General features: G+C 53.5%; 24 protein-coding genes and 2 pseudogenes. 15 read left to right on the forward strand and 11 right to left on the reverse strand.

What is annotated here, in order from left to right:
• Window positions 1-14 precede the first annotated feature (14 nt).
• On the reverse strand, window positions 15-1,043 hold the full coding sequence (locus tag FN806_RS05265) for a LacI family DNA-binding transcriptional regulator (protein ID WP_142634726.1): 1,029 nt from the start codon (window positions 1,041-1,043) through the stop codon (window positions 15-17).
• A gap of 177 nt (window positions 1,044-1,220) precedes the next feature.
• On the opposite strand from FN806_RS05265, the gene FN806_RS05270 reads away from it, so the two are divergent.
• The 9 genes from FN806_RS05270 to FN806_RS05310 all read left to right on the forward strand — a co-directional run bounded on the left by FN806_RS05270 (window position 1,221) and on the right by FN806_RS05310 (window position 10,831).
• Entirely contained in the window at window positions 1,221-1,949 is a 729-nt protein-coding gene (locus FN806_RS05270) for an SDR family NAD(P)-dependent oxidoreductase (RefSeq protein WP_142634728.1), read from the forward strand.
• A gap of 12 nt (window positions 1,950-1,961) precedes the next feature.
• Complete coding sequence (locus FN806_RS05275) at window positions 1,962-3,116, forward strand: Gfo/Idh/MocA family protein (RefSeq protein WP_142634730.1); 1,155 nt, start codon at window positions 1,962-1,964, stop codon at window positions 3,114-3,116.
• A 10-nt stretch (window positions 3,117-3,126) separates the two neighbouring features.
• The gene (locus FN806_RS05280) at window positions 3,127-4,041 is read left to right on the forward strand and encodes a sugar phosphate isomerase/epimerase family protein (protein ID WP_142634732.1); all 915 of its coding nucleotides are present in this window, start codon (window positions 3,127-3,129) and stop codon (window positions 4,039-4,041) included.
• Between the two features lie 45 nt (window positions 4,042-4,086).
• Window positions 4,087-5,124 carry an ABC transporter substrate-binding protein gene (locus FN806_RS05285; RefSeq protein ID WP_142634734.1) on the forward strand — a complete coding sequence of 346 codons (1,038 nt, stop codon included), beginning with the start codon at window positions 4,087-4,089 and terminating at the stop codon, window positions 5,122-5,124.
• A gap of 73 nt (window positions 5,125-5,197) precedes the next feature.
• A complete protein-coding gene (locus FN806_RS05290) occupies window positions 5,198-6,682 on the forward strand; it encodes a sugar ABC transporter ATP-binding protein (RefSeq protein ID WP_142634736.1) in 1,485 nt (494 codons plus the stop codon).
• Window positions 6,679-7,620, forward strand: coding sequence for an ABC transporter permease (locus tag FN806_RS05295; RefSeq protein ID WP_142634738.1), 942 nt, complete (start codon window positions 6,679-6,681; stop codon window positions 7,618-7,620). The genes FN806_RS05290 and FN806_RS05295 overlap by 4 nt, the downstream gene beginning before the upstream one ends.
• Complete coding sequence (locus FN806_RS05300; protein WP_142634740.1) at window positions 7,617-8,624, forward strand: ABC transporter permease; 1,008 nt, start codon at window positions 7,617-7,619, stop codon at window positions 8,622-8,624. The genes FN806_RS05295 and FN806_RS05300 overlap by 4 nt, the downstream gene beginning before the upstream one ends.
• A gap of 12 nt (window positions 8,625-8,636) precedes the next feature.
• Entirely contained in the window at window positions 8,637-9,713 is a 1,077-nt protein-coding gene (locus FN806_RS05305) for a Gfo/Idh/MocA family protein (RefSeq protein ID WP_142634742.1), read from the forward strand.
• Window positions 9,710-10,831 carry a Gfo/Idh/MocA family protein gene (locus tag FN806_RS05310; protein WP_142634744.1) on the forward strand — a complete coding sequence of 374 codons (1,122 nt, stop codon included), beginning with the start codon at window positions 9,710-9,712 and terminating at the stop codon, window positions 10,829-10,831. The genes FN806_RS05305 and FN806_RS05310 overlap by 4 nt, the downstream gene beginning before the upstream one ends.
• Here the strand turns inward: FN806_RS05310 and FN806_RS05315 are convergent.
• Window positions 10,822-11,126, reverse strand: a pseudogene (locus FN806_RS05315) (transposase); the annotation flags it as partial. The gene FN806_RS05310 and the pseudogene FN806_RS05315 sit on opposite strands and share 10 nt — an antisense overlap.
• A 313-nt stretch (window positions 11,127-11,439) precedes the next feature.
• Here FN806_RS05315 and FN806_RS20400 point away from each other — a divergent pair.
• Entirely contained in the window at window positions 11,440-11,895 is a 456-nt protein-coding gene (locus tag FN806_RS20400; protein ID WP_185956623.1) for a hypothetical protein, read from the forward strand.
• Window positions 11,896-12,213: 318 nt separating this feature from the next.
• Here the strand turns inward: FN806_RS20400 and FN806_RS05325 are convergent.
• The 3 genes and pseudogenes from FN806_RS05325 to FN806_RS05335 all read right to left on the reverse strand — a co-directional run bounded on the left by FN806_RS05325 (window position 12,214) and on the right by FN806_RS05335 (window position 14,862).
• Window positions 12,214-12,921: pseudogene (locus FN806_RS05325) on the reverse strand (IS6 family transposase).
• Between the two features lie 68 nt (window positions 12,922-12,989).
• Window positions 12,990-13,799 (reverse strand): phytanoyl-CoA dioxygenase family protein, encoded by an 810-nt coding sequence (locus tag FN806_RS05330; protein WP_246097144.1) that lies wholly within the window; start codon window positions 13,797-13,799, stop codon window positions 12,990-12,992.
• A gap of 4 nt (window positions 13,800-13,803) precedes the next feature.
• On the reverse strand, window positions 13,804-14,862 hold the full coding sequence (locus FN806_RS05335; protein WP_142634748.1) for an L-idonate 5-dehydrogenase: 1,059 nt from the start codon (window positions 14,860-14,862) through the stop codon (window positions 13,804-13,806).
• 69 nt (window positions 14,863-14,931) lie between these two features.
• Here FN806_RS05335 and FN806_RS05340 point away from each other — a divergent pair, with 69 nt between their 5' ends.
• Complete coding sequence (locus FN806_RS05340) at window positions 14,932-15,699, forward strand: SDR family oxidoreductase (protein WP_142634750.1); 768 nt, start codon at window positions 14,932-14,934, stop codon at window positions 15,697-15,699.
• A 47-nt stretch (window positions 15,700-15,746) separates the two neighbouring features.
• Here FN806_RS05340 and FN806_RS05345 read toward each other — a convergent pair whose 3' ends face one another.
• The 5 genes from FN806_RS05345 to FN806_RS05365 are packed head-to-tail and all read right to left on the reverse strand — an operon-like array spanning window position 15,747 to window position 20,681.
• Window positions 15,747-16,337, reverse strand: a complete 591-nt coding sequence (locus tag FN806_RS05345) for a LysE family translocator (protein ID WP_142634752.1) — start codon at window positions 16,335-16,337, stop codon at window positions 15,747-15,749.
• A 16-nt stretch (window positions 16,338-16,353) separates the two neighbouring features.
• Window positions 16,354-17,277, reverse strand: coding sequence for a 2-hydroxyacid dehydrogenase (locus FN806_RS05350; RefSeq protein ID WP_142634754.1), 924 nt, complete (start codon window positions 17,275-17,277; stop codon window positions 16,354-16,356).
• A complete protein-coding gene (locus FN806_RS05355) occupies window positions 17,270-18,118 on the reverse strand; it encodes a fumarylacetoacetate hydrolase family protein (protein WP_142634756.1) in 849 nt (282 codons plus the stop codon). Before FN806_RS05355 ends, FN806_RS05350 begins: the two co-directional genes overlap by 8 nt.
• Window positions 18,119-18,129: 11 nt before the next feature.
• Window positions 18,130-19,926, reverse strand: a complete 1,797-nt coding sequence (locus tag FN806_RS05360) for an IlvD/Edd family dehydratase (RefSeq protein WP_142634758.1) — start codon at window positions 19,924-19,926, stop codon at window positions 18,130-18,132.
• On the reverse strand, window positions 19,923-20,681 hold the full coding sequence (locus FN806_RS05365) for an SDR family oxidoreductase (protein ID WP_142634760.1): 759 nt from the start codon (window positions 20,679-20,681) through the stop codon (window positions 19,923-19,925). Before FN806_RS05365 ends, FN806_RS05360 begins: the two co-directional genes overlap by 4 nt.
• Before the next feature lie 190 nt (window positions 20,682-20,871).
• On the opposite strand from FN806_RS05365, the gene FN806_RS05370 reads away from it, so the two are divergent.
• The gene (locus tag FN806_RS05370) at window positions 20,872-21,756 is read left to right on the forward strand and encodes an NAD(P)-dependent oxidoreductase (RefSeq protein WP_142634762.1); all 885 of its coding nucleotides are present in this window, start codon (window positions 20,872-20,874) and stop codon (window positions 21,754-21,756) included.
• Between the two features lie 29 nt (window positions 21,757-21,785).
• Window positions 21,786-22,721, forward strand: coding sequence for a D-erythronate dehydrogenase (gene denD / locus FN806_RS05375; RefSeq protein ID WP_246097145.1), 936 nt, complete (start codon window positions 21,786-21,788; stop codon window positions 22,719-22,721).
• On the opposite strand, the gene FN806_RS05380 is transcribed toward denD, so the two are convergent.
• Window positions 22,718-23,368: a GntR family transcriptional regulator gene (locus FN806_RS05380; protein WP_142634766.1), complete on the reverse strand. Its 651-nt coding sequence runs from the start codon at window positions 23,366-23,368 to the stop codon at window positions 22,718-22,720. The genes denD and FN806_RS05380 overlap by 4 nt on opposite strands.
• Before the next feature lie 198 nt (window positions 23,369-23,566).
• Here FN806_RS05380 and FN806_RS05385 point away from each other — a divergent pair, with 198 nt between their 5' ends.
• A complete protein-coding gene (locus FN806_RS05385; protein ID WP_142635164.1) occupies window positions 23,567-24,580 on the forward strand; it encodes a TRAP transporter substrate-binding protein in 1,014 nt (337 codons plus the stop codon).
• 79 nt (window positions 24,581-24,659) lie between these two features.
• Complete coding sequence (locus tag FN806_RS05390; RefSeq protein ID WP_142634768.1) at window positions 24,660-25,829, forward strand: mandelate racemase/muconate lactonizing enzyme family protein; 1,170 nt, start codon at window positions 24,660-24,662, stop codon at window positions 25,827-25,829.
• Window positions 25,830-25,837: the final 8 nt, after the last annotated feature.

Consider the following 25,837-nt stretch of genomic DNA (forward strand, 5'->3'; position numbering starts at 1 on the left):
GAATTTTGACTTCGCTAATTGGGCGGCGCAGAGCTCGCCCGTGTTACAAGCTCTACGGGAAGCGCTGATTTCATTGGAAGCGCTTTACCAGTGTTCGCCAACTGGCCCAGCAAAACCTCTGCCGCACGGCGTCCCAGTTGGTGTCGGTCCTGTCGGATTGTTGTCAGAGCCGGAACATAGGATCCTGACATTTCGATATCGTCGAAACCAACAACCGAAATGTCACCGGGCACCTTCAACCCACCCGCGACCAGCCCAGAAATCAACCCAAAGGCAACCATATCCGCAGCGCAGAACACCGCCGTTGGGCGCTCATCCATCGCAAGTATTCGTCTGGCGGCCTCATGTCCGGATTCCAGCGAAAAGTCGCCTCTGATAATCCACTCGGGCCGCGCTGGAAGCCCCAAGCGTGTCCGTTCTTCGACCACGCCCTTACGCCGAGCGGTCGTCAGAACATTCCCGTCGGGACCGGTAACATGCGCGATTTTTTTGTGGCCCAAATCATGCAGGTGCCTGATCGCCAATCGCGCACCTTCGGCGTTGTCGCTGGAAATCACCGGAAAGGCCTCGCCTTCCACCCATTCACACAAAAATACTATGCGGTTGCCGGCGCCGTATGTGACGCATTGCTGAAGTGCGGTCGAAGGAATGCCACCATCCAAAGAGATTGCGCCATCTATCCGGCCGTCTCGAAAGTACCCGGCAAGAGTTTCTTCCTGCAGCGGATTGCTTTCGGTATCGGCAATCAGAACTGCATAGTCCGAGCCCGCAAACCCCTCACTGATACCGGCAAGTATGCCCGAATAGAAAGGTTTGCCGAGGTTGGGAACAAGGATCAGTACGGCCCCCGCCCTTTTCATCCGCAGGTTTCGGGCTGCCTGATTAACGCGATATCCCGTCTCGCGAATAGCTTCCAAAACAGCAACACGTGTTGATTTTGACACCAGATCGGGATTGGACAGAACACGACTGACAGTGGCTGTCGACACCTGCGAAACACGTGCGACGTCCTGTATTGTGGCGGGTTTGGGTATCTTGCTCATTGCTTGGCAGTCGATTTCTGGCTTGACTCGAATCTCATGTGATGCCGATTATGTAATCGATTACACAATTTGGAAAGTAGGTTTTTCCCATAATGTAATCGATTGCAGTAACGATTTCGCCAAACGAGGGAAACTGATGGCATCCGAATTCAAACGCAACAAAAGCCAGGTTCTTTGATGGTTTCGAAGGTCACATTCGACTTTGCCGGGGCAAAGGTCCTGGTGATCGGTGCCAGCCGAGCCGGCATTGGTGCCGCTATTGCAAGAGAATTCCAGGACTCGGGTGCCACAGTGGAGATTACCGGTGTGGAACCGCAATGCGTCGAAGAGGACGCCGCCCGGTTTGACTACATTCAACTGGATGTAACCGACACCGACGAAGTCTACAATTTCGCAAGCACACGCGACCATATTGACGTCTTGGTAAACTGTGCGGCGGTGACTCGACGCGGTGAAGAAATGGCACCTGAGTTCTTTTCCCACGTGCTGGACGTAAATCTGACCGGGTCTTTTCGCTGCGCCGAAGCGCTGCACCCTGCCCTTTCGGTCGCGAAAGGGCGCGTCATAAATGTGGCCTCCATGTATGCGCGCTTTGGTTCACCGCTCAACCCAGCCTATGGCGCGTCAAAAGCCGGCGTGGAACAACTAACAAAATCACTGGCGATTGCGTGGGCCAAAGACGGTATTCGGGTGAATGCGATCGCGCCCGGGTTCATCGTGACCGAGCAATCGGCGAAAGCCCGAAAAGACGCCAATTTCTCAACAGCTGTAGAAGCACGCACACCCTTGGCACGCTGGGGTCACCCAGAAGATATCGCTGGAACAGCCTTGTTTCTCGCATCCGATGCGGCAGCCTTTGTGACCGGTGCCTGCGTGATCGTGGACGGAGGGTATTCGGTTGTTTGACAGGAGCGCACGATGAGTGACTTCGCAAAAATCCGCGCTGCGGTGATCGGGACCGGCTTCATAGGAACAGTGCACGTTCAGGCGCTTCGGCGTCTGGGCGTGGACGTAAGAGGTGTTCTTGGGTCATCGCCAGAGCGCGGACGGGAACGGGCGCGGGCAATGAGCGTGGCCCGCGCCTATGACTCTCTGGAGGATCTGTTGGCGGATAAAAGTGTCGATGTCGTACATGTAACGACCCCTAATCACGCACATTATCCGCAGGTGAAATCGATCCTGGCTGCGGGCAAACACGTCATCTGCGAGAAACCCCTTGCCATGACATCCGCTGAAAGCGCCGAAATGGTCGACCTTGCCAAGGCTTCTGGCAAGATTGCAGCGGTTTGTTACAACATTCGCTTTTATCCGCTGAACCAACAAGCCCATGGCATGGTCATGGCCGGGGATCTGGGTGATATCCGTTTTGTTACCGGGCACTACCATCAGGACTGGCTTGCCAAACCTAGCGACTGGAACTGGCGGCTAGAAAGCGAAATGGGCGGCGCGCTGCGATCAGTTGGTGACATCGGAACGCACTGGGTTGACCTGACCAGCTTCGTCACCGGGTTGAAGGCGACCTCTGTCTTTGCTGAGCTGACAACCTTCCTTCCGGAACGCCAGAAACCTCTTGGCCCGGTTGAGACATTTACCAGCGGAACCGGCGAAACCGAAACTGTGCATATCGACACCGACGATGCTGCGATGATCCTTATCCGATATGAGAATGGAGCGCGGGCCGTGATGAGCACATCCCAGGTGAACATGGGTCGAAAGAACTCGTTGCAATGGGACATCGCCGGAGCAAATGCCAGTGCGGCTTGGGACAGTGAAACTCCTGATCATCTGTTCATTGGGCATCGTGACGCGCCCAACCAAACCCTGATGCGTGACTTCACCTTGATGAACGGTCCGGGGATCGCAGCCGCCACCTTGCCGCCCGGGCATGTCGAAGGGTTTGCAGATTCATTCTTCAACTTTTTCCGGGCGGTCTATGCCGACGTCATCGCGGGCGGGCGGCAACAAGGCAGCACATGGGCGACATTTGAGGACGGCCACTACGAGATGCAGTTCTGCGATGCAGTCGTGAAGTCGGCGAGTGAGAGCCGCTGGGTCGATTTGAGCGAGATTTGAGGGCGATGACATGAAACTGGGCTTACTGACTGCACCATTCGAAAACCTTCAATTGACTGAGGTGGCGGCCTGGGCCGGTTCCAATGGGTTTTCGGCGATGGAGGTCGCCTGCTGGCCATCGTCAGGTGGCGAACAACGGCGCTATGCGGGAACCAGCCACATCAACGTAGATGGCCTTTCTGCGGATCAGGGCACTGAAATTGTTGGGCAACTCGGCGATCAGGGGGTCGAGATTTCGGGTCTGGGGTACTATCCCAATCCGCTCCATGCCGATGAAGAGCATCGGGTTGAAGTTATTGGACATCTTAACAAAGTAATCACCGCCGCCGGTGTTATGGGCATCAAAGTTGTCAACACATTCGTCGGCGGAGATCGCACTCTGCATCTAGACGCGAACTGGGAGCGTGCCACTGAAATTTTCGATCCGATCGTGAAGCATGCACAAGACTCTGGTGTGCGTCTGTGCTTTGAGAACTGCCCGATGATCTTCAGCTATGACGAATGGCCCGGGGGTCACAACATTGCTTACTCGCCAAGAATCTGGCGGCGGATTTTTGAAGAATGGGGCGATGCGGTTGGCATGAACTTCGATCCTTCACATCTGATCTGGCAGTTCATCGATCAGACACGGTTCATCAAGGAGTTCGGTTCTCATATGGCTCATGTCCATGCCAAAGACGTGATGGTTGATGAGGACGGGCTTTATGAGAACGGTGTGATGTCTACCGGCATGGGATGGCAAATCCCACGGCTTTGCGGGCTGGGCGATGTGGACTGGTCCGGTTTCTTTTCCGGCCTGTACCGCGCCGGATACGACGGTCCGATCATTATCGAACATGAAGACAGATTGTTCGAAGGGACTGACGAAAAGGTCAAGCGGGGTTTTCTGCTGGCCCGGGATGTCCTGTCACCATTCATCAAGTGAAGAAATTATCAAATTTGAAATGACTAAAACTGGGAGGAAACTAAAATGAAGAACCTACTTTATGGTGTTGCTGCTCTTGCAGTTTCAGCGTCTCTTTCAACTGTGGCGATGGCTGACGGGCACAAGCAATACACAATCGGAGTGTCCAACACCGTTCAAGGCAATGGCTGGCGCGAACAGATGATTTGCGCCATGCGTGCCCAAGCTCTGGTCGAAGCCGATGTGACAAACCTGATCGTTGCGCATCGCAACACTGATTCAGCCGGGCAACTGGAAGACATCAACAACCTCATCGAAGCGGGTGTAGACGCCATCGTGCTGAACCCATCCAACCCGGATGCTTTGAATTCGGCACTGGAAAAAGCAATGGCGCAAGATATCGTCATTGTTGCCGTGGATGCCGGTGTTTCGGCTGAAGGCGCCTACATTCTTTCGAACAATCAAGAAGAATACGCCTATCTTGGCGCCAAGTGGTTATTTGAACAGCTCGGTGGCAAAGGTGACGTTGTCTATATGCGAGGCATTGCTGGCGTCTCAGCCGATACTGACCGCGACAACGGCTTTAAACGCGCCTTGGCAGAACACCCCGATATCAATGTGGTGCATGAAGTTTTCACCGGCTGGCAGCAAGACCAGGGCAAGCAACAGATCTTTGATTACCTGGCCACCGGTATCCCGTTTGACGGTGTCTGGACCAGCGGCATCGACAACGTAATCGTCGATGCGTTCACCGAATCCGGCGCTCCCCTGGTTCCAATCGTCGGCGCAGACAACGCAGGATTTGTTCAATATCTGACCGAGGTTGAGGGATTGAACGGCGCGGCCGTGACAAATCCTGGCTCAGTCGGCGGCGCAGGCATTGCTCTTGCTGTCGACATTCTTAACGGCAAGGCACCTGAGAACAAAACCGTTCTTGTAGATCCTGTGCTTTGGGAGAATGCGACGGACGCAGGCCGTGAAACGATCACAGCGGCTCAGAATCCTAACCTTGACCCAGAGTGGCCCGTATCAGTGACCGTTCCCGGCTGGACCGATTACACGATGGAACAAATTATCGACTGTAAGGGACCCGGCGAGGGCTGATCCGAATTGACTGGCCTTCCGCCTTTAGCTGGGCGGAAGGCAAATCCAACCCACTCGGCATTCAAGGACTTCCATGAGCAGCACACCACTTCTCGACGCGTCTGACGTGGCCAAAAGTTTTGGCGCCGTACGGGCGTTGACCAATGCGCACCTCACGGTTGCCGAAGGCGAGATCGTCGCCTTGATGGGCGCAAATGGTGCTGGCAAGTCCACTTTCGTCAAGATCATTACCGGTGCCCTTAAACCCGACACTGGACAGGTATTGATCAGAGGCAAACAAGCGTTTGTCGGAAGCCCCGCCGAGGCGCGCCGTTCCGGTTTGGTGCCGGTTTATCAAGAACCCTCACTCATTCCTGATCTCGACGTATCCGACAATCTTCGGCTGACAGACACACCTGTCGATCAGTTTCAAAACTGGGTTACAGAACTTGGTATCGAAGGTCTGAAACTATCGGCAATGATTGGCGACCTGCCACTTGCTACACTGCGCATCCTTGATCTGGCGCGCGCGCTGGCTGTTGAACCAGATGTCCTCTTGCTGGACGAAATGACCGCGGCGCTGCCGACGGATCTGGTTGAACGCGTATTGAAGACCGTAAGGCGCAAAGCAAATGACGGGATGGGTGTGATCTATGTTTCTCACCGTTTCACCGAGATTTCGGAACTGTGCGATCGGGCCACTGTGTTGCGGGATGGCATGTCTGTCGGAGATCTCGACATTGAACCCGGCGTAGAAGAACGCGTGGTCGAATTGATGCTGGGTCAGAAGATTGACATTGGAACACGTCAGATCCTTCGAGCAAATAAACCACAGGCTAAGACACCGCGCCTGAGCATTAAGTCACTGGCTTTTGAGCCCAGTTTTTCGGATGTTTCGTTCGACTTATTCCCCGGCGAGGTCCTAGGGGTGGTCGCGCTTGAGGGTCAGGGGCAGGATGAACTGTTTGAGGTTCTGGCGGGCTTTGATCGCCCGTCTTCAGGATCGATGGAAGTTGATGGAAAGCCCGTAAACTTCGCCCACCCCGCCGACGCCATTGCCGTCGGGATAACTTTCGTTCCGGGCGATCGTTCAGACGCTCTGCTGGCGCAAAGGTCAGTTAAAGAAAACATCGCTCTGCCATTTTCTGCCCGGCTCAAGAACTGGGGACCAATAAAACTGCGGCATGAGCGCGATCGGGTCGCTTATGCGGTCGAGAAACTGCAGATCGACACACGCGCGCAGGGCGAGGTGCAAAGGCTTTCAGGTGGCAACCAACAGAAAGTCACCATTGGTCGCTGGCTCGCGACAGGTGTCGAAACCCTGCTTCTATTCGATCCGACCCGTGGCATCGATGTGCGCACAAAACGCCAGATTTACCCGCTTGTCCGTGAGTTGGCAGATCAAGGAGCGGCGGTTCTATTCTACACGTCCGAGTTGGAAGAAATCCCACTTGCCTGTGACCGCGCGGTCGTAATCTTCAACGGTCGTGTGGTTGATGTGATTGATGCCGCTGACGCGGATGAACAAACACTGATGCGTGCGGCCTATGGCCTGACCGAGACGGAGGGCGCGGCGTGAGCGTGGCCATCCGAAAACACGCATGGGTCATGGGGTTAGCGATTCTTCTCATGGTCCTTTTGACCATCACGAAATTGATACAGCCGACTTTCGGTGCGTCAGGACTGGAGAGTATTGCCCGCGCCGCCCTGCCCTTTGCTTTCGCAACCGCTGGAATGGCCATCGTCGTAATCGTCGGCGGTATCGACCTGTCTGTTGCGTCCATGATGGCGGTCTGCGCCGTGACCGCTGCCGTTCTGATGGAACGCATGGCCGGTGTACCGGCTTTGTTTATCGTGTTGGGGGTCGGGTTTTTGATGGGGTTGATCAATGGTCTTTTGATCGTTGTAACGCGCGTGCCAGACATCGTTGTGACACTCAGCATGCTGTTTGTCTGGGAAGGCGTCGCGCTGTTGATCCTTGAGACACCGGGCGGCGCGACTGCAGATTGGCTGGAACAGGCAATACGCGGTCACTTTCTGTTCAACGGACTGCCCAAAGCACTGCTCATTATTGCCTTTGGCATCGCTGTTGTCTGGATGCCAATCCGGCGCTCCAAACTCGGGCTCTCGATTTACGCCACCGGATCAGACGAGCTTGCCGCCTTCCGCTCTGGCGTTTCAGTGGGAAGAACAAAGATAACGGCCTATGCGCTATGCGGGCTGTTTTGCGCCATGGGCGGGTTAAGCCTCGCTGCGCTGACCGGGATTGGAGAGCCGGTTCCGGGGCCATATCTTATGGCCTCGGTCGCGGCCGTAGTTCTGGGCGGTGTCGTGCTGGGCGGTGGTAAAGGCGGTCTGCTTGGGCCGATCATCGCGGTGTTCGTTTTGCGGATCATTCGAACGATCCTGACATTGCTTGCCGTCGATCCAAACGTGACCACGATTATCGAAGGCACAATTATGGTTCTCGTCGTTATGCTGGGCACGGCGGCTTCTTTAAAGGGGACCCGCCGATGAGCATGAACACTACAGATCCGCCGATGGTCCGCTTTGGCCGTTATCTGCGAGACAACCCGATCATCCCGCTATTGGTCTTCCTTATCCTGATGATCGCAGTGCTGGAAGTATTGCGGCCGGGTATCGTCACCCCTTTCCGTGCAGGTCGGGATGGGCTGATCTCTACTTTTTGGGTTGGCAACCTGATCAAGTTTGCAATTCCGTTGGCGATGCTTGCGGCTTGTCAGGTGCTGACAATGCTAACCGCAGGGATAGATCTCTCGGTCGGGGTAGTTGCCACCGTGTCAGCCTTCGTCTGCGCAACACTTAGTGCGATTTGGGGCGTGACACCTGCAGTATTGATCGCGCTGTCAGCTGGCCTAGTTGTGGGCGTTGTAAATGGCATCGGTGTGGGATTAGTCCGGGTCCATCCATTGATCATGACACTGGGATCGGGGTTAATCGCCACCGGATGTCTGCAGGTCTATCAACGCCTCGTTATCAATGCTGGCACCGAAATCCCCGCCTTCCTTGCCTGGCTCGGAACCGGCCGCACCGCTGGAATGCCGAACGGCCTTTTTGTATTCATCCCGTTTGCGCTCTTTATCCTGTGGCTCATGCGCTATACAGGATTTGGTCGGCTGCTGTTCGCCCTAGGCTCCAATGAGCAGGCCGCTAAGCTGTCCGGGGTCCGAGCATGGCAGGTCTATCTGGGGCTCTACGTGCTTTCAAGTTTGATCGCTGCGCTGGCTGGCTTGCTCTATCTCGGCATGATCCGTCAAACTTCGCTGAGCCTTGCCAACCCCTTATTGTTACCCTCTGTCGCTGCGGCGGTGATTGGCGGCACATCAATCTTCGGAGGTCGTGGCAGTTTCGCAGGTGCGATTGTGGGCGCACTTATTCTGCGTGTGCTGGATACTATGCTAACATTGATGCAAATGCCGGAAGGTGCGCGCACGGCCCTGTTTGGGCTGATCATTCTTGCAGTTACCGCACTCTACGTCAGGATCACCGGCACGCGCTAAAGGGAGTTTCCAATGGCCAAATTCCGGATCGTCGGCATCAGTTTCGATCACATGCATATGGGTGACCTGCTTCGGATGGTGCACGATCACCCTGACGCTGAAATCGCCGGTATATTCGATCCTGATTGGGACAAGATGAAGGCAGCGGCAACGGCATTCAGCGTTCCCGAAGATCGGATCTTTACCGACTTCGACACATGCATGGCTGCGGAACCCTACGACATGGCAATTCTTTGTGTGGCAACGGCTCAGCATGCGGAATATACCGAACGTCTGGCCTCTTACGACCTGCATGTTTTTGTCGAAAAGCCCTTTGCCGCATCTTCTGATGATGCGCGCCGTATGATGGCTGCAATGTATAGGACCGACAAACAGTTGATCATCAACTGGCCATTACGATGGGTCGAAAGCCACGTCACGGCCAAACGGTTGATTGATGAGGGGATGATCGGCAACCTGCGCGAAGTGCATTTCTACGACGGAAATCGCGGCCCCCTATACCATCTGGCCGACAAGGTCGAAGTCACCCCGGACGAGGTTGAGCGTCAGAAACCGAACTCATGGTGGTATAAGCGGGCATCGGGCGGTGGGTCGCTGTTGGATTACCTTGGCTACGGTGCGACGCTTGGAACCTGGTATTTAGGGGGAAAGGAGCCGATCGAGGTGACATGCACAGTCGATGAGACACCGGGGATTGAGGTCGATCAACACGCCATTGCCGTTTGCCGTTATGAAACCGGGCTCTCAAAAATGGAAACGCGCTGGGGCACCTTCACCGACCCGTGGACAACGCAACCTCAACCAACTTGCGGATTCGTCTTTGTGGGCACAGACGGCACCATTTCATCGCCCGATTATGCCGATCACATAACGGTTCAAACCCGCACACGACCTGACCGGCACGAGATACCAGTGACTCCGCTACCGTTAGGTGAACGAAATGCGATTGAGTACGTCCTTGACTGCATATCCAGAGAAGTCCCGGTCAAAGGGCCACTGGATCCAGCACTTTGCCTGACAGCGCAACGGATCGTCGATACAGCGCTCCGCTCGGCATATGAAAAACGAACACTTCGGTTACTCGCATGACCTCAGACAGTGCCAATACAGACCAGTACGCACTAAAATCTGCTCATCTGCACGAAATCGATGCGCCGGATCTGCAGTATCTTCCACCAATGCCTCGACGCTATGAACCCCGGATCGGGGTTATTGGTACGGGTGGGATTTCTGCAAGCCATCTTGATGCCTACCGAACAGCAGGCTGGGACGTCGCCGCAATCTGGAACCGTACGCGCGCAAAGGCTGAAGAGAAAGCTGCTGAATACTGCCCCTCTGCACGCATCGAAGATGACTGGGAGGCGCTTCTTGCCGATAGCGAGATCGACGTTGTCGATGTCACGCTGCACCCCGAACATCGTGTGCCAATCATCAGAGCTGCCCTGCAAGCAGGCAAACACGTGCTCAGCCAGAAGCCTTTTGTTACCGACCTCGATCTGGGTAATGACCTTGTGAAGCTGGCAGATGATCAAGGCGTTAAACTAGCGGTAAACCAGAACGGTCGTTGGGCCCCGCACCTGTCCTGGATGCGTGAGGCGGTTTCAGCCGGATTGATCGGTGATGTTCTGTCGGCCCATATCTCAATTCACTGGGATCACAGCTGGACTGCAGGTACCCCGTTTGACGAAATCGACCAGCTGATACTTTACGACTTTGGAATTCACTGGTTCGACTTTCTTGCGTCTCTTGTCGGAGATAGAGCAGAAAGCGTCTTTGCAACTGCTACATCTGCACGCGGCCAGGCCAACAAAGTGCCTCTGATGTCGCAGGCTCTGGTTCGTTTGGACCAAGGCCAAGCAAGCCTGGTTTTTGACGGGGGCGTTCCCTTTGGGCCTCGCGATACAACATACGTTGCAGGTACAACCGGTAGCCTGACATCAGTTGGACCGGATCTGACGACGCAATCTGTGACACTTGAGACAGCGCATGGCATTGCGCGGCCTGCACTCGAAGGACAATGGTTCAACGACGGGTTTCGTGGCGCCATGGGGGAGCTTCTTTGTTCAATTGAAGACGACCGAGAGCCCTCAACATCTGCAAGAACCAACCTAAAATCATTGGCCATCGTTCTCGCCGCGGTTGCTTCGTCTAAACGCAAAAGGGAGGTCGAGATAGGAAGCATTAGGCTCAGGACACATAGCGAATAGATGACCAAAGCGGCGAGAGCGATTTCTGAGAGGAAGACTTTGAGACACCTGTCGAACCGCGTCGCCAGTCCTTCAATCTGCCAAACATGATCTCAATCCGATTGCGACGTTTGTAGCGGCACTTGTCGTATCGGACAGTTGTCTTGCGCTGTTTGCGGCCTGGGATGCACGCGCGTATCCCTTTGTCTTTCAACGCTTCTCTGAACCAATCGGCATCATATCCGCGCTCACCCAGCAACCATTCGACATTTGGCGGGCTGCTGACCAATGCCCTCGCGCTAATGTAGTTGCTGACCTATACGGCAGTGACAGACAGATCCCAGGGGCTTCATTCGCCATTGTGCTTGAACCAATAGCGCAAAAGGGCTCATCTGTCACAAACCGCATGCAACTTTGTGTTCATGCCGCCCTTGGTGCGCCCGATCAGACATGTGCACCGCTCATTTGAGCGCGATGATTCACGCAGCCAAACGGAAATCAATGGGCCTAAATTGTTGTTGTCGCGTGATGTCTTCCACTGAAGCAGAATATACTCCAGCATAGTCCGCGCAGTCTCCAGACCGGTTGCTGAGCAAAAGATTGGTGATGTCCTCAGCCGCGTTCTGAGCATGAGCTTGAACGGCAGTAAATCCTGTAAGAAGCGCGCTGAATGTCAAAACACTCACTCGCATGGTTCGATCTCCTTAGGGTTTTCAGAAATCCAAAAAAATGTTGCTCGATGGGAGTTGATGTCAGTCATCCTATCCTCAAAACGCGACGCGGTCCCCTCCATTCAAGTCCAGGATTTCTCTCGCTTCATCGGGAGTTGCGACCTGACTGCCTTTCTCTCACCGAAGATTCAGGCCACGATTCTCGACAGCACCCAGCCGCCCGAACTCACACTCAAGCGTCTGGTCAGCGTTACCCACGCAATTGATTGGACCGAACAGGAATGTCGTTCGACTTTTGACACCTCAAGAACCGGCCTCCCAGATACAGGGTTCGCCCTCCCAGATACAGGGTTCGCCCTCCTTGATCAGTGGGAACAATTCCCTGCTCCACCTTTTTGGGAATTTGCAGCATAGACCTCTGAAAAACATACATTTCTGAGAGGAGAAACTCTGGGTTCCAGACCCATCTCACGAAAATTCCCTGTAAATTGCCGGGTATCAGGGAAATCCCTCCCAAAGCGACCCCGCCAAAATGCGCCACTGAGACTGAGGCCTGAATTGCGTTCTGAGTGTACGGTTTGCTCCGTCTCTGATTGAAAGCGCATGCGCCAACTCGCGGGAATTGCGACTCAATTCCGGGTCAGAAAACACAACTGAAGTGAGACAGGTATGAGTGGCGGTGCTGCCAGACTAATTCGAACCAGTCTCAGTGTGCCGCGGGATCCGCAATTCTTATCCGGAACAAAGTTGACGCCACTCGCTAAGAGCGGCGGCGCGGGTCAGCTTGAAGGTGTCTCGGCTGGTGAGTGATCTTTCTTGGTTGAAGTGGTTTTAGACGGAAGAATGAACGGCAGCGAATTTCTGTAAACTTCGCATGCGCCTGAACCGTTGCATCGCGCGTTCGCGTCGTCGAAACGGAAGATGCGAATTCTCGACGCGGTTGTTGAGCCACCTGCCCGTCTGTTGTTTTTCGAGCGCGCCCATTTCTCTGAGCGCAGCCTTGTAGGAAGCGAAGCGATCTGTGACGATCTCTTCGGCGCAACCGTGCCGCTTCATCAGTTTCCTGAGGAATTTCAGTGCTGCAGCTTTGTTTCGGCGCTTGGAGACAACGGCTTCCAGCACCTCGCCTTCATGATCTACGGCCCGCCAGAGGTAGTACCTTTTGCCATTCACCTTCACAAAAACTTCGTCCACGTGCCACTTCCATTTCGAAAATGCCCGCAGTTGCTGGACTCGCTTCCGCCTTATCTCAGCAGCAAACATCGGGCCGAACCTGTTCCACCAATACCGGACAGTTTCGTGGTTCACGTCGATGCCTCGTTCATGCAGCAGATCTTCGACATTCCGAAGCGAGAGCGGAAATCGAATATACAGCATCACAGCAAGGCGGATGATATCGGGACTGGTCTTGAAGTTTTTAAAAGAGGCAGGTTTGGTCATGTGCAAAAACCACGCAACCGCCCTGCCCCGCTCAAGCAAAGTTCTTCTGACAAGACCTGCCAGGGGTGTCACTTCACTCCCGCGAAGAGTATTTGTTTCTTGCGATCTGCATCCCTTTGACACAAATCGAAATCGTTCTCATGCAAAAAACCCTGAGGGGAGGGCGCAACTAAAAAATGCCCATAATCATCTCGGCCTGCGACTAGCGCAACCAAAGTCTTCACGCCGTTTTGCTGTTTCATTGAGGGCTTTATGAAACGCAACGCCGCACCAATGCGTCTATCGTCTGTGTTATTGGGCCCTGATGCGTGAAAGAGATGCCCGTGATGCATGGATGCCTGCCCCGCACGCAATTCGGCAGCGACCGCATCTTTTTCCTTCACATCGACTGCGATTTCCTGCCCTCGTGACAACAGGTTGTTTTCGCTGAAGGTGTCCACGTGAGGCACGATACGGCTTTTATGGCTGCCAGGAACAAACCTCATACACCCGCTTTGCTCAGACGCTTCTGAAATCGCAACCCAACAGGTTACCTCTTCAGCATCATCCAAACCCCAATAGGTCAAGTCTTGGTGCCACGAGACTATCTTTGATGATCGCGCTTCTTTTACGAAAAGTGCACCGCTCCAAACCATGAGGTCCGGCCCCAACACTGTTGAAGCAGCCTCAATCAGCTTCGGATGGCGAAGAAGTGCATCGAATGATGGTATTAGCCTGTCCGGATAAGAATATAGAAGCTTGAGTTTCTCCGGGTCGTCTCTGAGAATGCGCTCTGCTTTCTCAAAACCATCGCGCAGCGTTTGGACCTCGGAAGCTGTCAGGATATCCAGCGGCGCTACGAAACCGTCTCTTTCATAAGCCTTTGCAGTATCACGCATTCGTCTATCCATCGTCATTTTCCGGAAACGTTAACTGTACCTTCATTGATTGGCTTCGATCAGACGCGACCTCAAAGGCAGTGACAACCTCGCCAACTTCGAAGGAATGCGTCACCAACTGGTCGACGTTTATTAGTCCGCTTCTCATCATCTCGACCGCGACTGAGAACTCGGAATGGAAACGGAAAGACCCGCGAAGCACTATCTCTTTTGAAGTCAACGCTTGCATCGGCACTGTCATATCTCCGCCCAGACCAAGCTGAACCAATGTTCCACCCGGTCGCAAGCATGCGACTCCAGAAGCCAGAGCAGATTGAGCCCCGGAACACTCCAGTTGGACATCAATCTGGCCCTTGTCCTTTTCAAACGTCTCCAGTTTTTGCGGATCGGCGTAAGTGTTGATGGCATCGTCTGCCCCGCATTCACGCGCCAAAGCGAGGGTCTGGTCCGAGATATCGGTTGCCACTATTCTGGCCGCCCCTGAACGACGTGCTGCCAAGATCGTGAGGCAGCCGATCGGACCGCATCCCGTGATAAGTACCGTTTTACCTAAGAGGCTCCCAGCTTGTTTAATCGCGTGCAAACAGACCGCCAGAGGTTCGGCCATAGCGGCCTGCGCGGGGCTCAACCCATCTGCCGGAACACATTGACCTGCTTTTGCCACGAGTTTGCTTTGAAAAGCGCCTTGGATATGCGGGAACGGCATCGCGCTGCCATAGAACTTCATATCAAGACAGTGGTTTTGCTGCCTGTTCAGACAATAAATGCAGGCTTGGCAAGGGCGGGATGGAGAAACTGCAACGAGTTGACCTGAGTGCACCCCCTGCACACTTGACCCAACTTTCACGATTTCCCCGGCGACTTCGTGTCCAAGTACCATCGGTTGACGCAACTTTATCGCACCGAAACCACCGTGGTTGTAGTAATGCAGGTCAGATCCGCAAATCCCACCCGCGCGCATGGCAATCAAGACTTCGTCTGGCCCCACATCGTGTACGTCTCGGTTTTCCAACCTCAGATCTTTTGCGGCATGGATAACAACAGCAACACTGGCCGAAGACATTGCACAGACTCCCTATACAGATTGCCAAAAGATACGGATAGTCGGTGCTGACAACCAAGGGGTTTTTGCATGACGCTTGAAATGTTCAACCTAAAGGGAACACGCGCACTAGTAACAGGCTCTAGCCAAGGCATTGGATTTGCGTTGGCCCGTGGCTTGGCTGCCGCCGGTGCTCAGGTCGTTTTGAACGGGCGCGACACCGCGAAGCTAGCGGCAGCAGCATCCGAGTTGAGGGAAACAGGCGCCTCGGTACGTGAACTTTCGTTCGATGTAACCGATCATGAAGGTGTCCGATCTGCCGTGGACAACTTTGAAGACAATGTCGGCCCCATAGACATCCTGATAAACAACGCCGGAATGCAACACAGGACGGAGTTACAGGATTTCCCCGCTGAAGCGTTCGAGCGCCTACTACAGACAAATGTTGCGTCCGTCTTTCACGTCGGTCAGGCTGTGGCACGGCACATGATTGAAAGAAAGTCAGGCAAGATCATTAACATTGCTTCGGTTCAATCCGCATTAGCAAGACCGGGTATTGCGCCTTACACGGCGACAAAAGGCGCCGTGACCAACCTTACAAAGGGAATGGCAACTGATTGGGCTAAATATGGTCTAAACTGCAATGCCATTGCGCCTGGATATTTCGATACACCTTTGAACGCCGCATTGGTTGCTGACCCAGAGTTCAGTGCATGGCTTGAGAAACGCACCCCAGCCGGTCGCTGGGGCAATGTAGAAGAACTTGTCGGCGCCGCCATATTCCTTGCCTCCCCTGCATCCAGTTTCGTCAATGGACATACTCTCTACGTTGATGGCGGAATAACGGCGTCACTTTGATTTGTGTCTTTCAACCGTCTGCTAGGTACGACTGACGCAGGTTTCGTTTAAAGCGCCGACGCCAAAGCAATCACCACAACAACCATCAATGAAGCCGCCATCGCAAAGTTGATCCTTTGATGTGAACTCTCACTTAAATCAAGGCTGCCCAGCTTTGCGCCAGCACCCAGCCAGATCATGTGAACTGGCACCCAAATCATATTGAATACTACGATTTTTATGACGACCTCCCAAACGGGCGCATCGGGCATAAAGGCAAACCCTGAAAACAATGCAGTGCCGACCACGTAAGCCTTGGGATTAATGAACTGAAGTGTCAGCCCGTTCGCAAACCCAAGTGGCGAGACCGCGGGGGAAAACCCGACCTTTGAGCCAGCGCTTGCAATACGCCAGGCGAGAAATCCCAAATACCCGACAGAGGCGAATAGCAGGAAAGTTCTAAGCACCGGAATAGCCAAAACTAACGCAGCGACTCCAGAGACAACCAACATCATGTTGATGAACCCGCCCAGCATCAAACCAGCCACAAAAGCGAGTCCAGCTCGAAAACCAAATGCTGATCCAATGCCCGCAGTTGTTAAGACACCTGGGCCCGGCGTAATCAGCAGAAAGAAAACCGCAACAGCAAACTCAAACACTTTTCAGATTGACCTTTTACAGATCTCTGCATTCCGGCACAGCTGTGATCACCGATCCGTCCTTAAGGTGTTGCAGGAGATTGTCGACAGTTAGGTCACCCATAGCTGCACGCGTCTCAATAGTCGCGCTACCAGCGTGAGGGAGCAGAACGACATTGGACAGCTCGCGCAATGCTTTTGGAACACGCGGTTCGTCCTCGAAAACATCAAGCCCTGCCCACCCGAGCTCACCGTTTTGCAATGCATTAATGAGGGCAGTTTCGTCGACGATCGAACCTCGACTAACGTTTATCAGAGTGCCGCCTGCCCCCAACGCGTGCAGCACCTCAGCATTGACCAACTTGTTGGTCGAAGGACCGCCGGGCGTGATGCATATGAGGACGTCCACATGTTCTGCCATTTCAACCAAATTGTCGAAATACGGGTACGGGACATCCTTTTGATTGCGGGTGTGATAAGAAATTTCGGGGGCCCACGGCTCCAACTTATCAACGATCGCCTGACCAATGCGACCAAGACCAAGAATGCCTATCTTTTGATTGTCCGCTGATCGCGTCAAAGGGGCATTACCTTCAACTTCCCACCGTCCGGACCGAACGTAATCATCGTCACGTATGAGCTCTCGATAACATGACAGAAACAGCAGAACGGCGGTGGTTGCGACTTCTTTGTTCAAAACATTGGGTGTGTGCGTAACAACAATCCCACGCTCAACCGCAGCATTTGCGTCGACAGCGTCGTAACCGACCCCATAGACACTGATCATCTTCAGGTTACTGAGTGATGTCATCAGGTCATGGGGAACACCATCATGTCCGTTCGTTACAATATGCGTAACACTTTCCACGTTGAAATTGTCCAATTGATGAATGTCGAACGCTGCGGACAGGCGCTCTCGCATCCGTTCAGTGATCCCTCCGATTTGCAACAAGTCAGTCATCTTGACCAACCTTTTGCCGCTGAACACCAAGCCCATCGATGCGAAGCTCCATGACGTCGCCTTTTTTCAGATAAATTGGCTCCGGTTTGATCCCCATTCCAACACCGGGCGGTGTTCCAGTTGAAATGACGTCACCGGGGTGCAATGTGAAAAGTTGACTTAGATGCTCAATGATCTCGGCAACCGAAAAAATCATCGTAGCAGTATTCCCGGTTTGCATGCGCTGACCGTTTACATCCAGTGACATACCAAGACTTTGAGGATCAGGCACTTCATCCCGGGTCACTAGCCACGGGCCGGTAGGGCCAAATGTGTCGCACGATTTTCCTTTGGTCCATTGACCGGTCAGTTGAGTTTGAAAATGCCTTTCCGACACGTCATTTACGATGCAATAGCCCGCAACATATTCGAGTGCGTCGGCCTTGGAAACGTATTTGGCTGTTTTGCCTATGACGACGCCCAGTTCGCATTCCCAGTCGGTGTGTGTAGATCCCCGCGGCATGACAACCTCGTCATATGCCCCAATGACCGCAGAGTTAGCCTTGAAAAAAAGGATCGGATGCTCGGGAATATCTGCGCCGGTTTCTGCAGCATGGTCCGAGTAGTTCAAACCGATGCAAAGAAATTTACCGATGTCGCCGACACACGGTGCGATACGAGGATCACCCTCCACAATTGGCAGGTTACTCGGATCTAATGAGCGCAGACTATCAAGAGTTCCGTCATCTAAAATCTCGCCGGTGATATCATTGATGTGAGCGGACAGATCCCGCAAATGCCCCTCCGAGTCGACCAGGGCAGGCTTTTCCGAGCCCTCGGCTCCGTAACGAACTAGTTTCATTTCTTTTCCTTTTAGTGATTGTCGCGTGGCATGAAGCCTCGCGCAATATCGCGGTAGTTTTCTGCACCTTTGAGCGTCATACCGCGATCCAACCGATCCACTTTTTCGCGAAATATTTCCTGCCACGGGGATTGGTTGGGCGGCATTGAATACCCACCTTTTGCCTCCAGATCGCGGGCGCGTTCATGCAGTTCTTCAAGCGAAACCAGCATATCTGCTGTGCCTTTACCTAGATCGATGCGCAGTCGGTCGCCAGTTCGCACTAAGGCCAACCCACCACCCTCTGCAGCTTCGGGTGAGGCATTCAGGATAGACGGACTTCCTGATGTACCGGATTGCCGTCCATCACCGATGCAAGGAAGAGCTTCGATGCCCTGTTTCAACAAATATGCGGGCGGCCGCATGTTCACGACCTCTGCAGCACCCGGGTATCCTTTTGGTCCCGCTCCGCGCATAATCAGAATACAGTTTGCGTCGATGTTTTCTGCGGGATCATCGATCCGATGGTGAAAATCCTCGGGCCCATCAAACACAACCGCCCTGCCCTCGAATGCATTAGGATCATCCGGGTTCGACAGGTAGGTCTCTCGAAATGCCTGTGAGATCACAGATGTCTTCATAATCGCACTCTCGAACAAGTTGCCCGAGAGATTGATGAACCCCGCCTGTTGCTTAACCGGGCTACTGACAGGCTTGATTACGTCGCTATTCTGAGACCGGCGCGTCGAGCAGTTATTGCCCATCGTCTTACCGTTCACCGTTATCGCATCGGGATGCGGCAGCAATCCAGCATCAAGAAGCTCTCCGACAACGGCGGGAACACCCCCGGCCTGCTGGTAATCTTCGCCCAGATATTTGCCCGCAGGCTGCATGTTAACCAACAGAGGAACTTCGTGGCCAAGTTTCTGCCAGTCATCGTTGTTCAATGGAATACCAAGATGCCGGGCGATTGCATTCAGGTGAATCGGCGCGTTCGTCGATCCGCCAATCGCCGAGTTTATGACAATCGCATTCTCAAAAGCCTGACGTGTCATCACATCGCTGGGGCGTAGATCCTCCCAGACCATGTCCACAATGCGTTTACCCGTTTCATAACTGATTTGACCGCGCTCTCGATACGGGGCAGGTATGGCTGCTGATCCCGGCAATTGCATTCCCAAGGCTTCAGCAAGCGAATTCATGGTCGTTGCTGTTCCCATCGTATTGCAATAACCAACCGAAGGTGCCGCGGCGGCTGCGATCTCCATGAACTCATCGGTGTCGATTTCGTCAGCCGCAAGGTCTTCGCGCGCTTTCCATATAACCGTGCCCGATCCAGCGCGTTCACCTTTCCACCAACCGTTGAGCATGGGGCCGACCGACAGGGCGATCGCCGGGATGTTGACAGTCGCAGCGGCCATAAGAAGTGCGGGCGTGGTCTTGTCGCAACCAATGTTGAGAACAACGCCATCAATCGGATACCCAAATAGACTCTCAACCAAGGACAGATAAGCCAGGTTGCGGTCGAGTGAGGCCGTTGGCCGTTTACCGGTCTCTTGTATCGGATGGACCGGTATTTCGATGCACGTTCCCCCGGCGGCGATGATTCCATCGCGAACACGTTTGGACAATTCGATATGATGCCGGTTGCAGGGGCTCAAATCACTGCCGGTCTGGGCAATGCCAATGATCGGTTTGCCTGATTGCAGTTCCTCACGGGTCAAACCGTAATTCAGGTATCTTTCCAGATACAATGCAGTCATCTCAAGGTTCTCAGAATTCATGAACCACTTGCGAGATCGCAAATCGTTTTTTGATACTTTTGTCATTGGCCTGACCAACCCCCGTCAATTATGTGCGTGTGTCCTGTGGTGAATGCACTTTCATCGCTCGCCAGATAGACGACCAATGCGGCAATCTCTTCTGCCTTCGCCACACGCCCCATAGGCTGACGCGCAACAAATTGTGCAAGGGCTTCTTCTCTGCTGCCCAGTTGCTCTCCCAACGCATCTACGCGGTCACGCCAGCTGGGACTGTCGACTGTTCCCGGACAAATGCAATTGCACCGAATTCCTTGTGTTATGAAGTCCACGGCTACTGATTTAGTCAGCCCAACAACAGCAGCCTTTGTCGTTCCATATACACAACGATTTGGCGCACCGATTATGGAACCCAGTGCGGAAGACATATTGATTATCGAGCCTCCTCCGCGCTCTAGCATCCCCGGCAATACAGCCTTTGTCGTGCGCACCATTGAGCGCACATTAAGGTCCATGGCGAAGTCCCATTCTTCATCGGTCGCATCCAGAATCGTTCCGTGATGCACGAACCCGGCGCAGTTGAACAAAACGTCCGGCTTCGCTCGCGCGACCCCATGATGAATACTGTCATTATTCGTCACATCCATCTCGAAAATTTCGAGATTTTCGTGATTCTGATCGCGAATCAAATTTAAATTTCCAGGGTTAATATCCGTCGCATAGACTTTCGCACCCTCTCTTGCCATCGCAATTACGCTTGCAAGTCCGATCCCTTGCGCGGCGGCTGTGACCAGGACGTTTTTTCCCTTAAGTCTCTCTGACATATATATTTTCCGACCCTAAAAGTGGCGACTGGACAAGTGTTACTTCGTCCCACAGATCAAGCGAGAAGCAGAGAAACCTTGGCGGATTTGCAACGACTTCTGGCATGTGGGCCCAGAGCCGTTAGCGTATGACAGAGATTTTGGTTTGGCCATAACCATGCGTGGCGCACCTTCGGAAGGACAGAGGATTATGAGCAAGCAGTTCAAAGTAGCTCTATTGGGAACCGGCCTGATGGGCGCTCCTATGGCGAGGAATATTTTGCGCGCCGAATTTCCGCTAACCGTATGGAACCGCAGCTTGAAAAAGGCAAAACCGTTGACGGCAGAAGGCGCGACATTGGCGGAAACTGCCCCGCTGGCGGTTTCGGGTGCAGACGTAATAGTAACCATGCTGTCGGATGGGTACGCGACCGGCGCGCTACTTTCTGACGAGGCTTTCCGCGAACAACTCAAACCGGGGATGATCTGGATTGATATGTCCAGCGCTAAACCCGAACACGCCAGAGAGCAATCCGCGCAATTATCCTCGATGGGGGTGCAGCATCTGGACGCCCCGGTTTCCGGTGGCACCAAAGGTGCCGAAGCTGGCACCCTTGCGATCATGGTCGGTGGTGATAAGGACGTTATGGAGCGCGTGCGACCGGTTCTGACAGCAATAGGCCGGCCTGTGCATGTTGGCCCAAGTGGTTCCGGTCAATTGTGCAAATTGGCCAATCAAACAATTGTCGCTGTGACAATATCTGCTGTCGCCGAAGCGACACTACTGGCTCAGCAAGGCGGTGCAGACCCAACCGCGTTGAGGGCCGCGCTGAAGGGGGGCTTTGCGGATAGCATTATTTTGCAACAACATGGCGAACGCATGTCTGACGGAAATTTTGTACCCGGAGGTTTGTCTAAGTTTCAAATAAAGGATTTGGACAACACACTAGAGGAAGCGCGCAGCCTTCGCGTTGAGCTACCCAGCACCCAATCTGTGCGCGACCGTTTCGAATATTTGATAAACGAAATGGATGGGGCTGAGCTGGATCATTCGGCCTTGTATTTGGAACTTAAAAAACGGAACGGGATGCTGTGACGAGGATCCTTGTGTTAGGCGGTGGAGGAATGCTGGGCCAGAAACTGGCTCATAGAATTTCGACCCAAGAAACTTTTGGACCAGAAGCCCAAATCTCACTGTTCGATCTCTCGTTCCCGCTCGACAGTGCGCCAGGTAAGCAAATTGTGGGGAACTTGACTGCGCCAGGCATCGCCAAGTCTGTTGCAGCTCAGCGCCCGGTCGTCATATTCCACCTTGCAGCTATCGTTTCAGGCCAAGCTGAGAAAGACTTTGCGTTGGGCTGGGATGTCAACCTTATGGCGACCTGGGCACTGCTGAATGCACTCAGAGATGAACACGCGGCATCAGGAGGCGAGTACACGCCTCGTCTGGTTTTTGCCTCGTCCATAGCAGTTTTCGGAGCACCGTTCCCTGAAAAGATTGGCGATGAGTTCCTCTCGGCACCTTTGACCAGTTACGGAGCGCAGAAAGCAGCGTCTGAGTTGATGATCACGGATTTCAGCAGGAAAGGATACATCGACGGTATTTCCTTGCGCTTGCCCACTTTGTGTGTACGCCCGGGCAAGGCCAACGCTGCCGCTTCTTCCTTCTTTTCAGGTATAATCCGAGAGCCACTGAATGGGGATGAGGCTGTCTTACCAGTTGCCGTAACTGTTCGCCACTGGCACGCCAGCCCCCGCGCCGCTGCGACTTTTTTGACCCAAGCAGCAACACTGGACACGCAGCTTTTGAATGACAGACGCGCATTAAACATGCCGGGCGTAAGTTGCACCGTCGCCGAACAAATCGAAGCGCTGCGCGATGTGGCCGGTCAAGATGCAGTTGGCCTCATCAGGCGAGAACCCGACGAGGCAATCGAACGAATAGTCAAGAATTGGCCGCGCGACTTTCAAACAGATCGCGCTCGGGAGTTGGGGTTCAAGGCGGAATCAAGCTTCGACGAAATCATTCAGGTGTATTTGGAAGACGATTTTCGGCTTTAGTCGCCCATCGTCTTTCCAGTTAGGTGGCGTTTCAGATGATCGTGAATCTTTTCTCGTGTTAACTGCTCATCCCCTGACAATGCTGCTTCAAGTATATCGGCATGGTGTCTTATGTTTTGAGAAATGAACTCAAAGTTCCGATCTGCCACCATCAATTGCTGTCTGAATTGCGCGTAAACTCGGCTATGCATTTGTTTTAAGGTTTCCGAGCCACAGGCAGAAATAAGCGTTTGGTGAAACTCCTTCTCCGAGGCAAACCATATCTCGATAAGGCCGCTCGGGTCGTCTGTGGAGTGTATGCGTTTTTCGATATGGCTAAGTTTGTGATGAGCGGCCGTCAATCTTGCTTCCCAATCCACTCCGCCATTGCGGATCGACATCGCAGTGCCTTCGGCCTCCAACAAAACACGGACGTGTGTCAATTCGATAAGCTTCTGCGGCGAACGCATCGGCACGCGGAAACCTTTTTGTTCCTGAAAGTCCACCAATCCAACAGCGGCCAAACGAAAAAGGACTTCCCGAACCGCACTCGCAGAACAGCCATACTCATTACGAAGTTCTTCGGCTCTCACCTTGGCTCCATGCTCAAATCCATTAGAGATTAGGCGCATTTTAAGGTCTTGATAAATATCGATTTCTTCTTTCATCCAGGTATGCGCCTTCAATTTTTGTCCAAGTAGCGTCGTAAGCAATTTTTCGAATTTATGCAATAATCTCGAAATTTTTAGAAATTTCAAATTTTTCTTGTTGCATTCGATTCGTCGGCTTAACGTCTATCTGCGTGACAGCAGCGGAGGCGACAAGATCTCCCACTAAGCGCAATGCTCAACGTCTGGGAGGACACCATGAAAATAGTCAAGACAGCGGCCGTGGCGGCCGTAGCCACGACAATGGCAGCCGGTTTCGCGATGGCTGAAACAACGAAACTTAGAATTCAAACCCATTTTTCGCCCGAAACTCTTTCTGGTCAGATGGCTGCAAAATTTGTTGAAGACATTCAGGAGATGTCGAACGGCGAAATCGAAGTTGAAATGTTCTATTCCTCTTCGGTGGTCAAATCAGTTGAAACCTTCGATGCCGCTGCTACGGGAATTTTGGACTGCGACATGACGGGCGGCGGCTATCAGACCGGTAAAAATCCGGCCTTCCAGTTTGCGGGCGACCTGCTCGGCGGGTATCAGAACCCATATCAGCAAATGGCTTGGCTTCTTCATGGCGGCGGAAGAGAAGCTGTGAATGATCTATACAACGGCTACGACATGGAGTTCATCGGATGGTGGATTCCCGGGCCGGAGTCGCTTTCTTCGACCAAGCCGATTGCAAAAGTGGACGACTTCAAAGATTGGAAATTCCGCTCCCCTCCAGGCCTTGCGACCAAAGTGTTCGCGGAACTTGGTGCTTCTCCGATCGTTATGGACTTCAACGAAATCTTTACGGCTTTGGAAACCGGTATCATTGATGGCGCGGATGCCGCGAACCTGACTAACAACGTGGGACTGGGTCTGTACGAGATCGCAGGTCACACAAACTATCCCGGTTTTCACTCGATGCCGGCAGATCACCTAGCCTGTCGCAAAGAAGTTTGGGAAGCTATGCCTGCGCACCACAAGAAGATCATGGAAGTCGCAATGGATAGCTTGGCATTGCACAATGCCACAATCAATGAAGTGCAGAACGCTCAGACTGCAAAAGACCTGAAAGCAAAAGGTGTTCAGTTGTACGAATGGTCGCCTGAAGACCTGGCAGCGTATCGCGCGGCCGTTCAGGTCGGTTGGACTGAATTTGCGACGACCCCTGAGGCACAGGCGCTTTTGGAAAGCCACATCAACTTCCTGCGTGACCTGGGAGCAATGCAGTAGTCAGGCTTCGACCGAATTACGACGCACGGAGGGGCCGCACTAGCGGCCCCTCCGGATTGGCGCCGGGATCCAGAACTTCATGAAAATCAACAGAATAATAAGTCACATACTGCAGTACGACATGCCGGAAGTTCTGGGCTACTCGCAACAGTATTATGACAAGCGTACAACCCATCTGGTCGAGATTCAGACAGATGAAGGGGTAACCGGTTGGGGGGAGTGTTTTGGTCCCGGAAACGTAGCCATTGCCAACAAGTCTATCGTAGAAAAGGTAATCCAACCATTGGTCCTTGGCATGGACCCTTTGGACAAAGACGTGATCTGGCACAAGGTGTACAACCTTCTGCGAGACCATGGCCAAAGCGGAATGCCAATACAGGCTTTGTCCGGGGTGGACATCGCACTTTGGGATATCACCGGCAAAATCTCTGGCCTCCCCCTCCATAAGCTTGTCGGCGGCGCGCATCGCACAAGCGTTCCTTGCTACGGCTACGGCATGATGCTTCGGGATGAACCGATTTCTAGTCTGGCCAGCCGTTTTGAGGAGGAAGCCGCAAAGATCAAAGAAATGGGATTTACCGCCACCAAAATGAAAACGGGCTTTGGCCCGAAGCCTGATGTGAAGCTGTGCGAAGCAGTTCGACGCGGAGTTGGTGACGACTTTCCTTATATGGTCGATGCAAACCATGCTTATACGACTTCGGACGCATTTTTTGTCGGTCGGGCGTTGGAAGAACTGGACGTATATTGGTTCGAAGAACCTGTCGCGCCAGAAGACATTGACGGGTACCGCGAATTGCGCACTTCGCTGAAAGTCAACATCTCGGGCGGGGAGGCAGTTTTCAATCGCTGGGCTTGGCGCAATCTTCTTGAAAATCGCGGCATCGATATAGCGCAGCCAGAAGTATGCGCTTTGGGCGGTGTTTCAGAGTATCTCAGGATTCTAGCACTATGCCACGCACATTTCACTCCGGTCGTAAATCACGTCTGGGGTAGCGCCATCGCTGTCGCAACTAATCTGCATTTACTGGCGGCCATGCCCCCAATTCCAGGCGGCTTGCATCCTTGGGAGCCGATGCTGGAGTTCGACACGACGGACAACAAGTTTCGGGACGATCTGCTGACCGTACCGCTGGAAATTCAAAATCAGGTCAAGGCCAACAACGGCCGTGTCATGATCCCGACTGGCCCCGGACTGGGGGTCGAGCCGGATCGAGACTTTATCGATCACTACAGGATCGAAGGATAGGGACGAGG

This window comes from Ruegeria faecimaris, from assembly GCF_900182615.1.
In the GTDB taxonomy this organism is placed as follows: domain Bacteria; phylum Pseudomonadota; class Alphaproteobacteria; order Rhodobacterales; family Rhodobacteraceae; genus Ruegeria; species Ruegeria faecimaris.

Excerpts from the sequence above, each read along its gene's own strand:
- FN806_RS05300 (WP_142634740.1), top strand. The coding sequence starts at position 7,617 with ATGAGCATGAACACTACAGATCCGCCGATGGTCCGCTTTGGCCGTTAT.
- FN806_RS20400 (WP_185956623.1), top strand. The coding sequence starts at position 11,440 with ATGAGCTTGAACGGCAGTAAATCCTGTAAGAAGCGCGCTGAATGTCAA.
- FN806_RS05360 (WP_142634758.1), bottom strand. The coding sequence starts at position 19,926 with ATGACAAAAGTATCAAAAAACGATTTGCGATCTCGCAAGTGGTTCATG.
- FN806_RS05330 (WP_246097144.1), bottom strand. The coding sequence starts at position 13,799 with ATGCGTGATACTGCAAAGGCTTATGAAAGAGACGGTTTCGTAGCGCCG.
- FN806_RS05380 (WP_142634766.1), bottom strand. The coding sequence starts at position 23,368 with ATGAAAGAAGAAATCGATATTTATCAAGACCTTAAAATGCGCCTAATC.
- FN806_RS05285 (WP_142634734.1), top strand. The coding sequence starts at position 4,087 with ATGAAGAACCTACTTTATGGTGTTGCTGCTCTTGCAGTTTCAGCGTCT.
- FN806_RS05340 (WP_142634750.1), top strand. The coding sequence starts at position 14,932 with ATGACGCTTGAAATGTTCAACCTAAAGGGAACACGCGCACTAGTAACA.
- FN806_RS05290 (WP_142634736.1), top strand. The coding sequence starts at position 5,198 with ATGAGCAGCACACCACTTCTCGACGCGTCTGACGTGGCCAAAAGTTTT.
- denD (WP_246097145.1), top strand. The coding sequence starts at position 21,786 with ATGCTGGGCCAGAAACTGGCTCATAGAATTTCGACCCAAGAAACTTTT.
- FN806_RS05265 (WP_142634726.1), bottom strand. The coding sequence starts at position 1,043 with ATGAGCAAGATACCCAAACCCGCCACAATACAGGACGTCGCACGTGTT.
- FN806_RS05280 (WP_142634732.1), top strand. The coding sequence starts at position 3,127 with ATGAAACTGGGCTTACTGACTGCACCATTCGAAAACCTTCAATTGACT.
- FN806_RS05390 (WP_142634768.1), top strand. The coding sequence starts at position 24,660 with ATGAAAATCAACAGAATAATAAGTCACATACTGCAGTACGACATGCCG.
- FN806_RS05270 (WP_142634728.1), top strand. The coding sequence starts at position 1,221 with ATGGTTTCGAAGGTCACATTCGACTTTGCCGGGGCAAAGGTCCTGGTG.
- FN806_RS05385 (WP_142635164.1), top strand. The coding sequence starts at position 23,567 with ATGAAAATAGTCAAGACAGCGGCCGTGGCGGCCGTAGCCACGACAATG.
- FN806_RS05350 (WP_142634754.1), bottom strand. The coding sequence starts at position 17,277 with ATGACTGACTTGTTGCAAATCGGAGGGATCACTGAACGGATGCGAGAG.
- FN806_RS05310 (WP_142634744.1), top strand. The coding sequence starts at position 9,710 with ATGACCTCAGACAGTGCCAATACAGACCAGTACGCACTAAAATCTGCT.
- FN806_RS05305 (WP_142634742.1), top strand. The coding sequence starts at position 8,637 with ATGGCCAAATTCCGGATCGTCGGCATCAGTTTCGATCACATGCATATG.
- FN806_RS05355 (WP_142634756.1), bottom strand. The coding sequence starts at position 18,118 with ATGAAACTAGTTCGTTACGGAGCCGAGGGCTCGGAAAAGCCTGCCCTG.
- FN806_RS05335 (WP_142634748.1), bottom strand. The coding sequence starts at position 14,862 with ATGTCTTCGGCCAGTGTTGCTGTTGTTATCCATGCCGCAAAAGATCTG.
- FN806_RS05370 (WP_142634762.1), top strand. The coding sequence starts at position 20,872 with ATGAGCAAGCAGTTCAAAGTAGCTCTATTGGGAACCGGCCTGATGGGC.
- FN806_RS05275 (WP_142634730.1), top strand. The coding sequence starts at position 1,962 with ATGAGTGACTTCGCAAAAATCCGCGCTGCGGTGATCGGGACCGGCTTC.
- FN806_RS05365 (WP_142634760.1), bottom strand. The coding sequence starts at position 20,681 with ATGTCAGAGAGACTTAAGGGAAAAAACGTCCTGGTCACAGCCGCCGCG.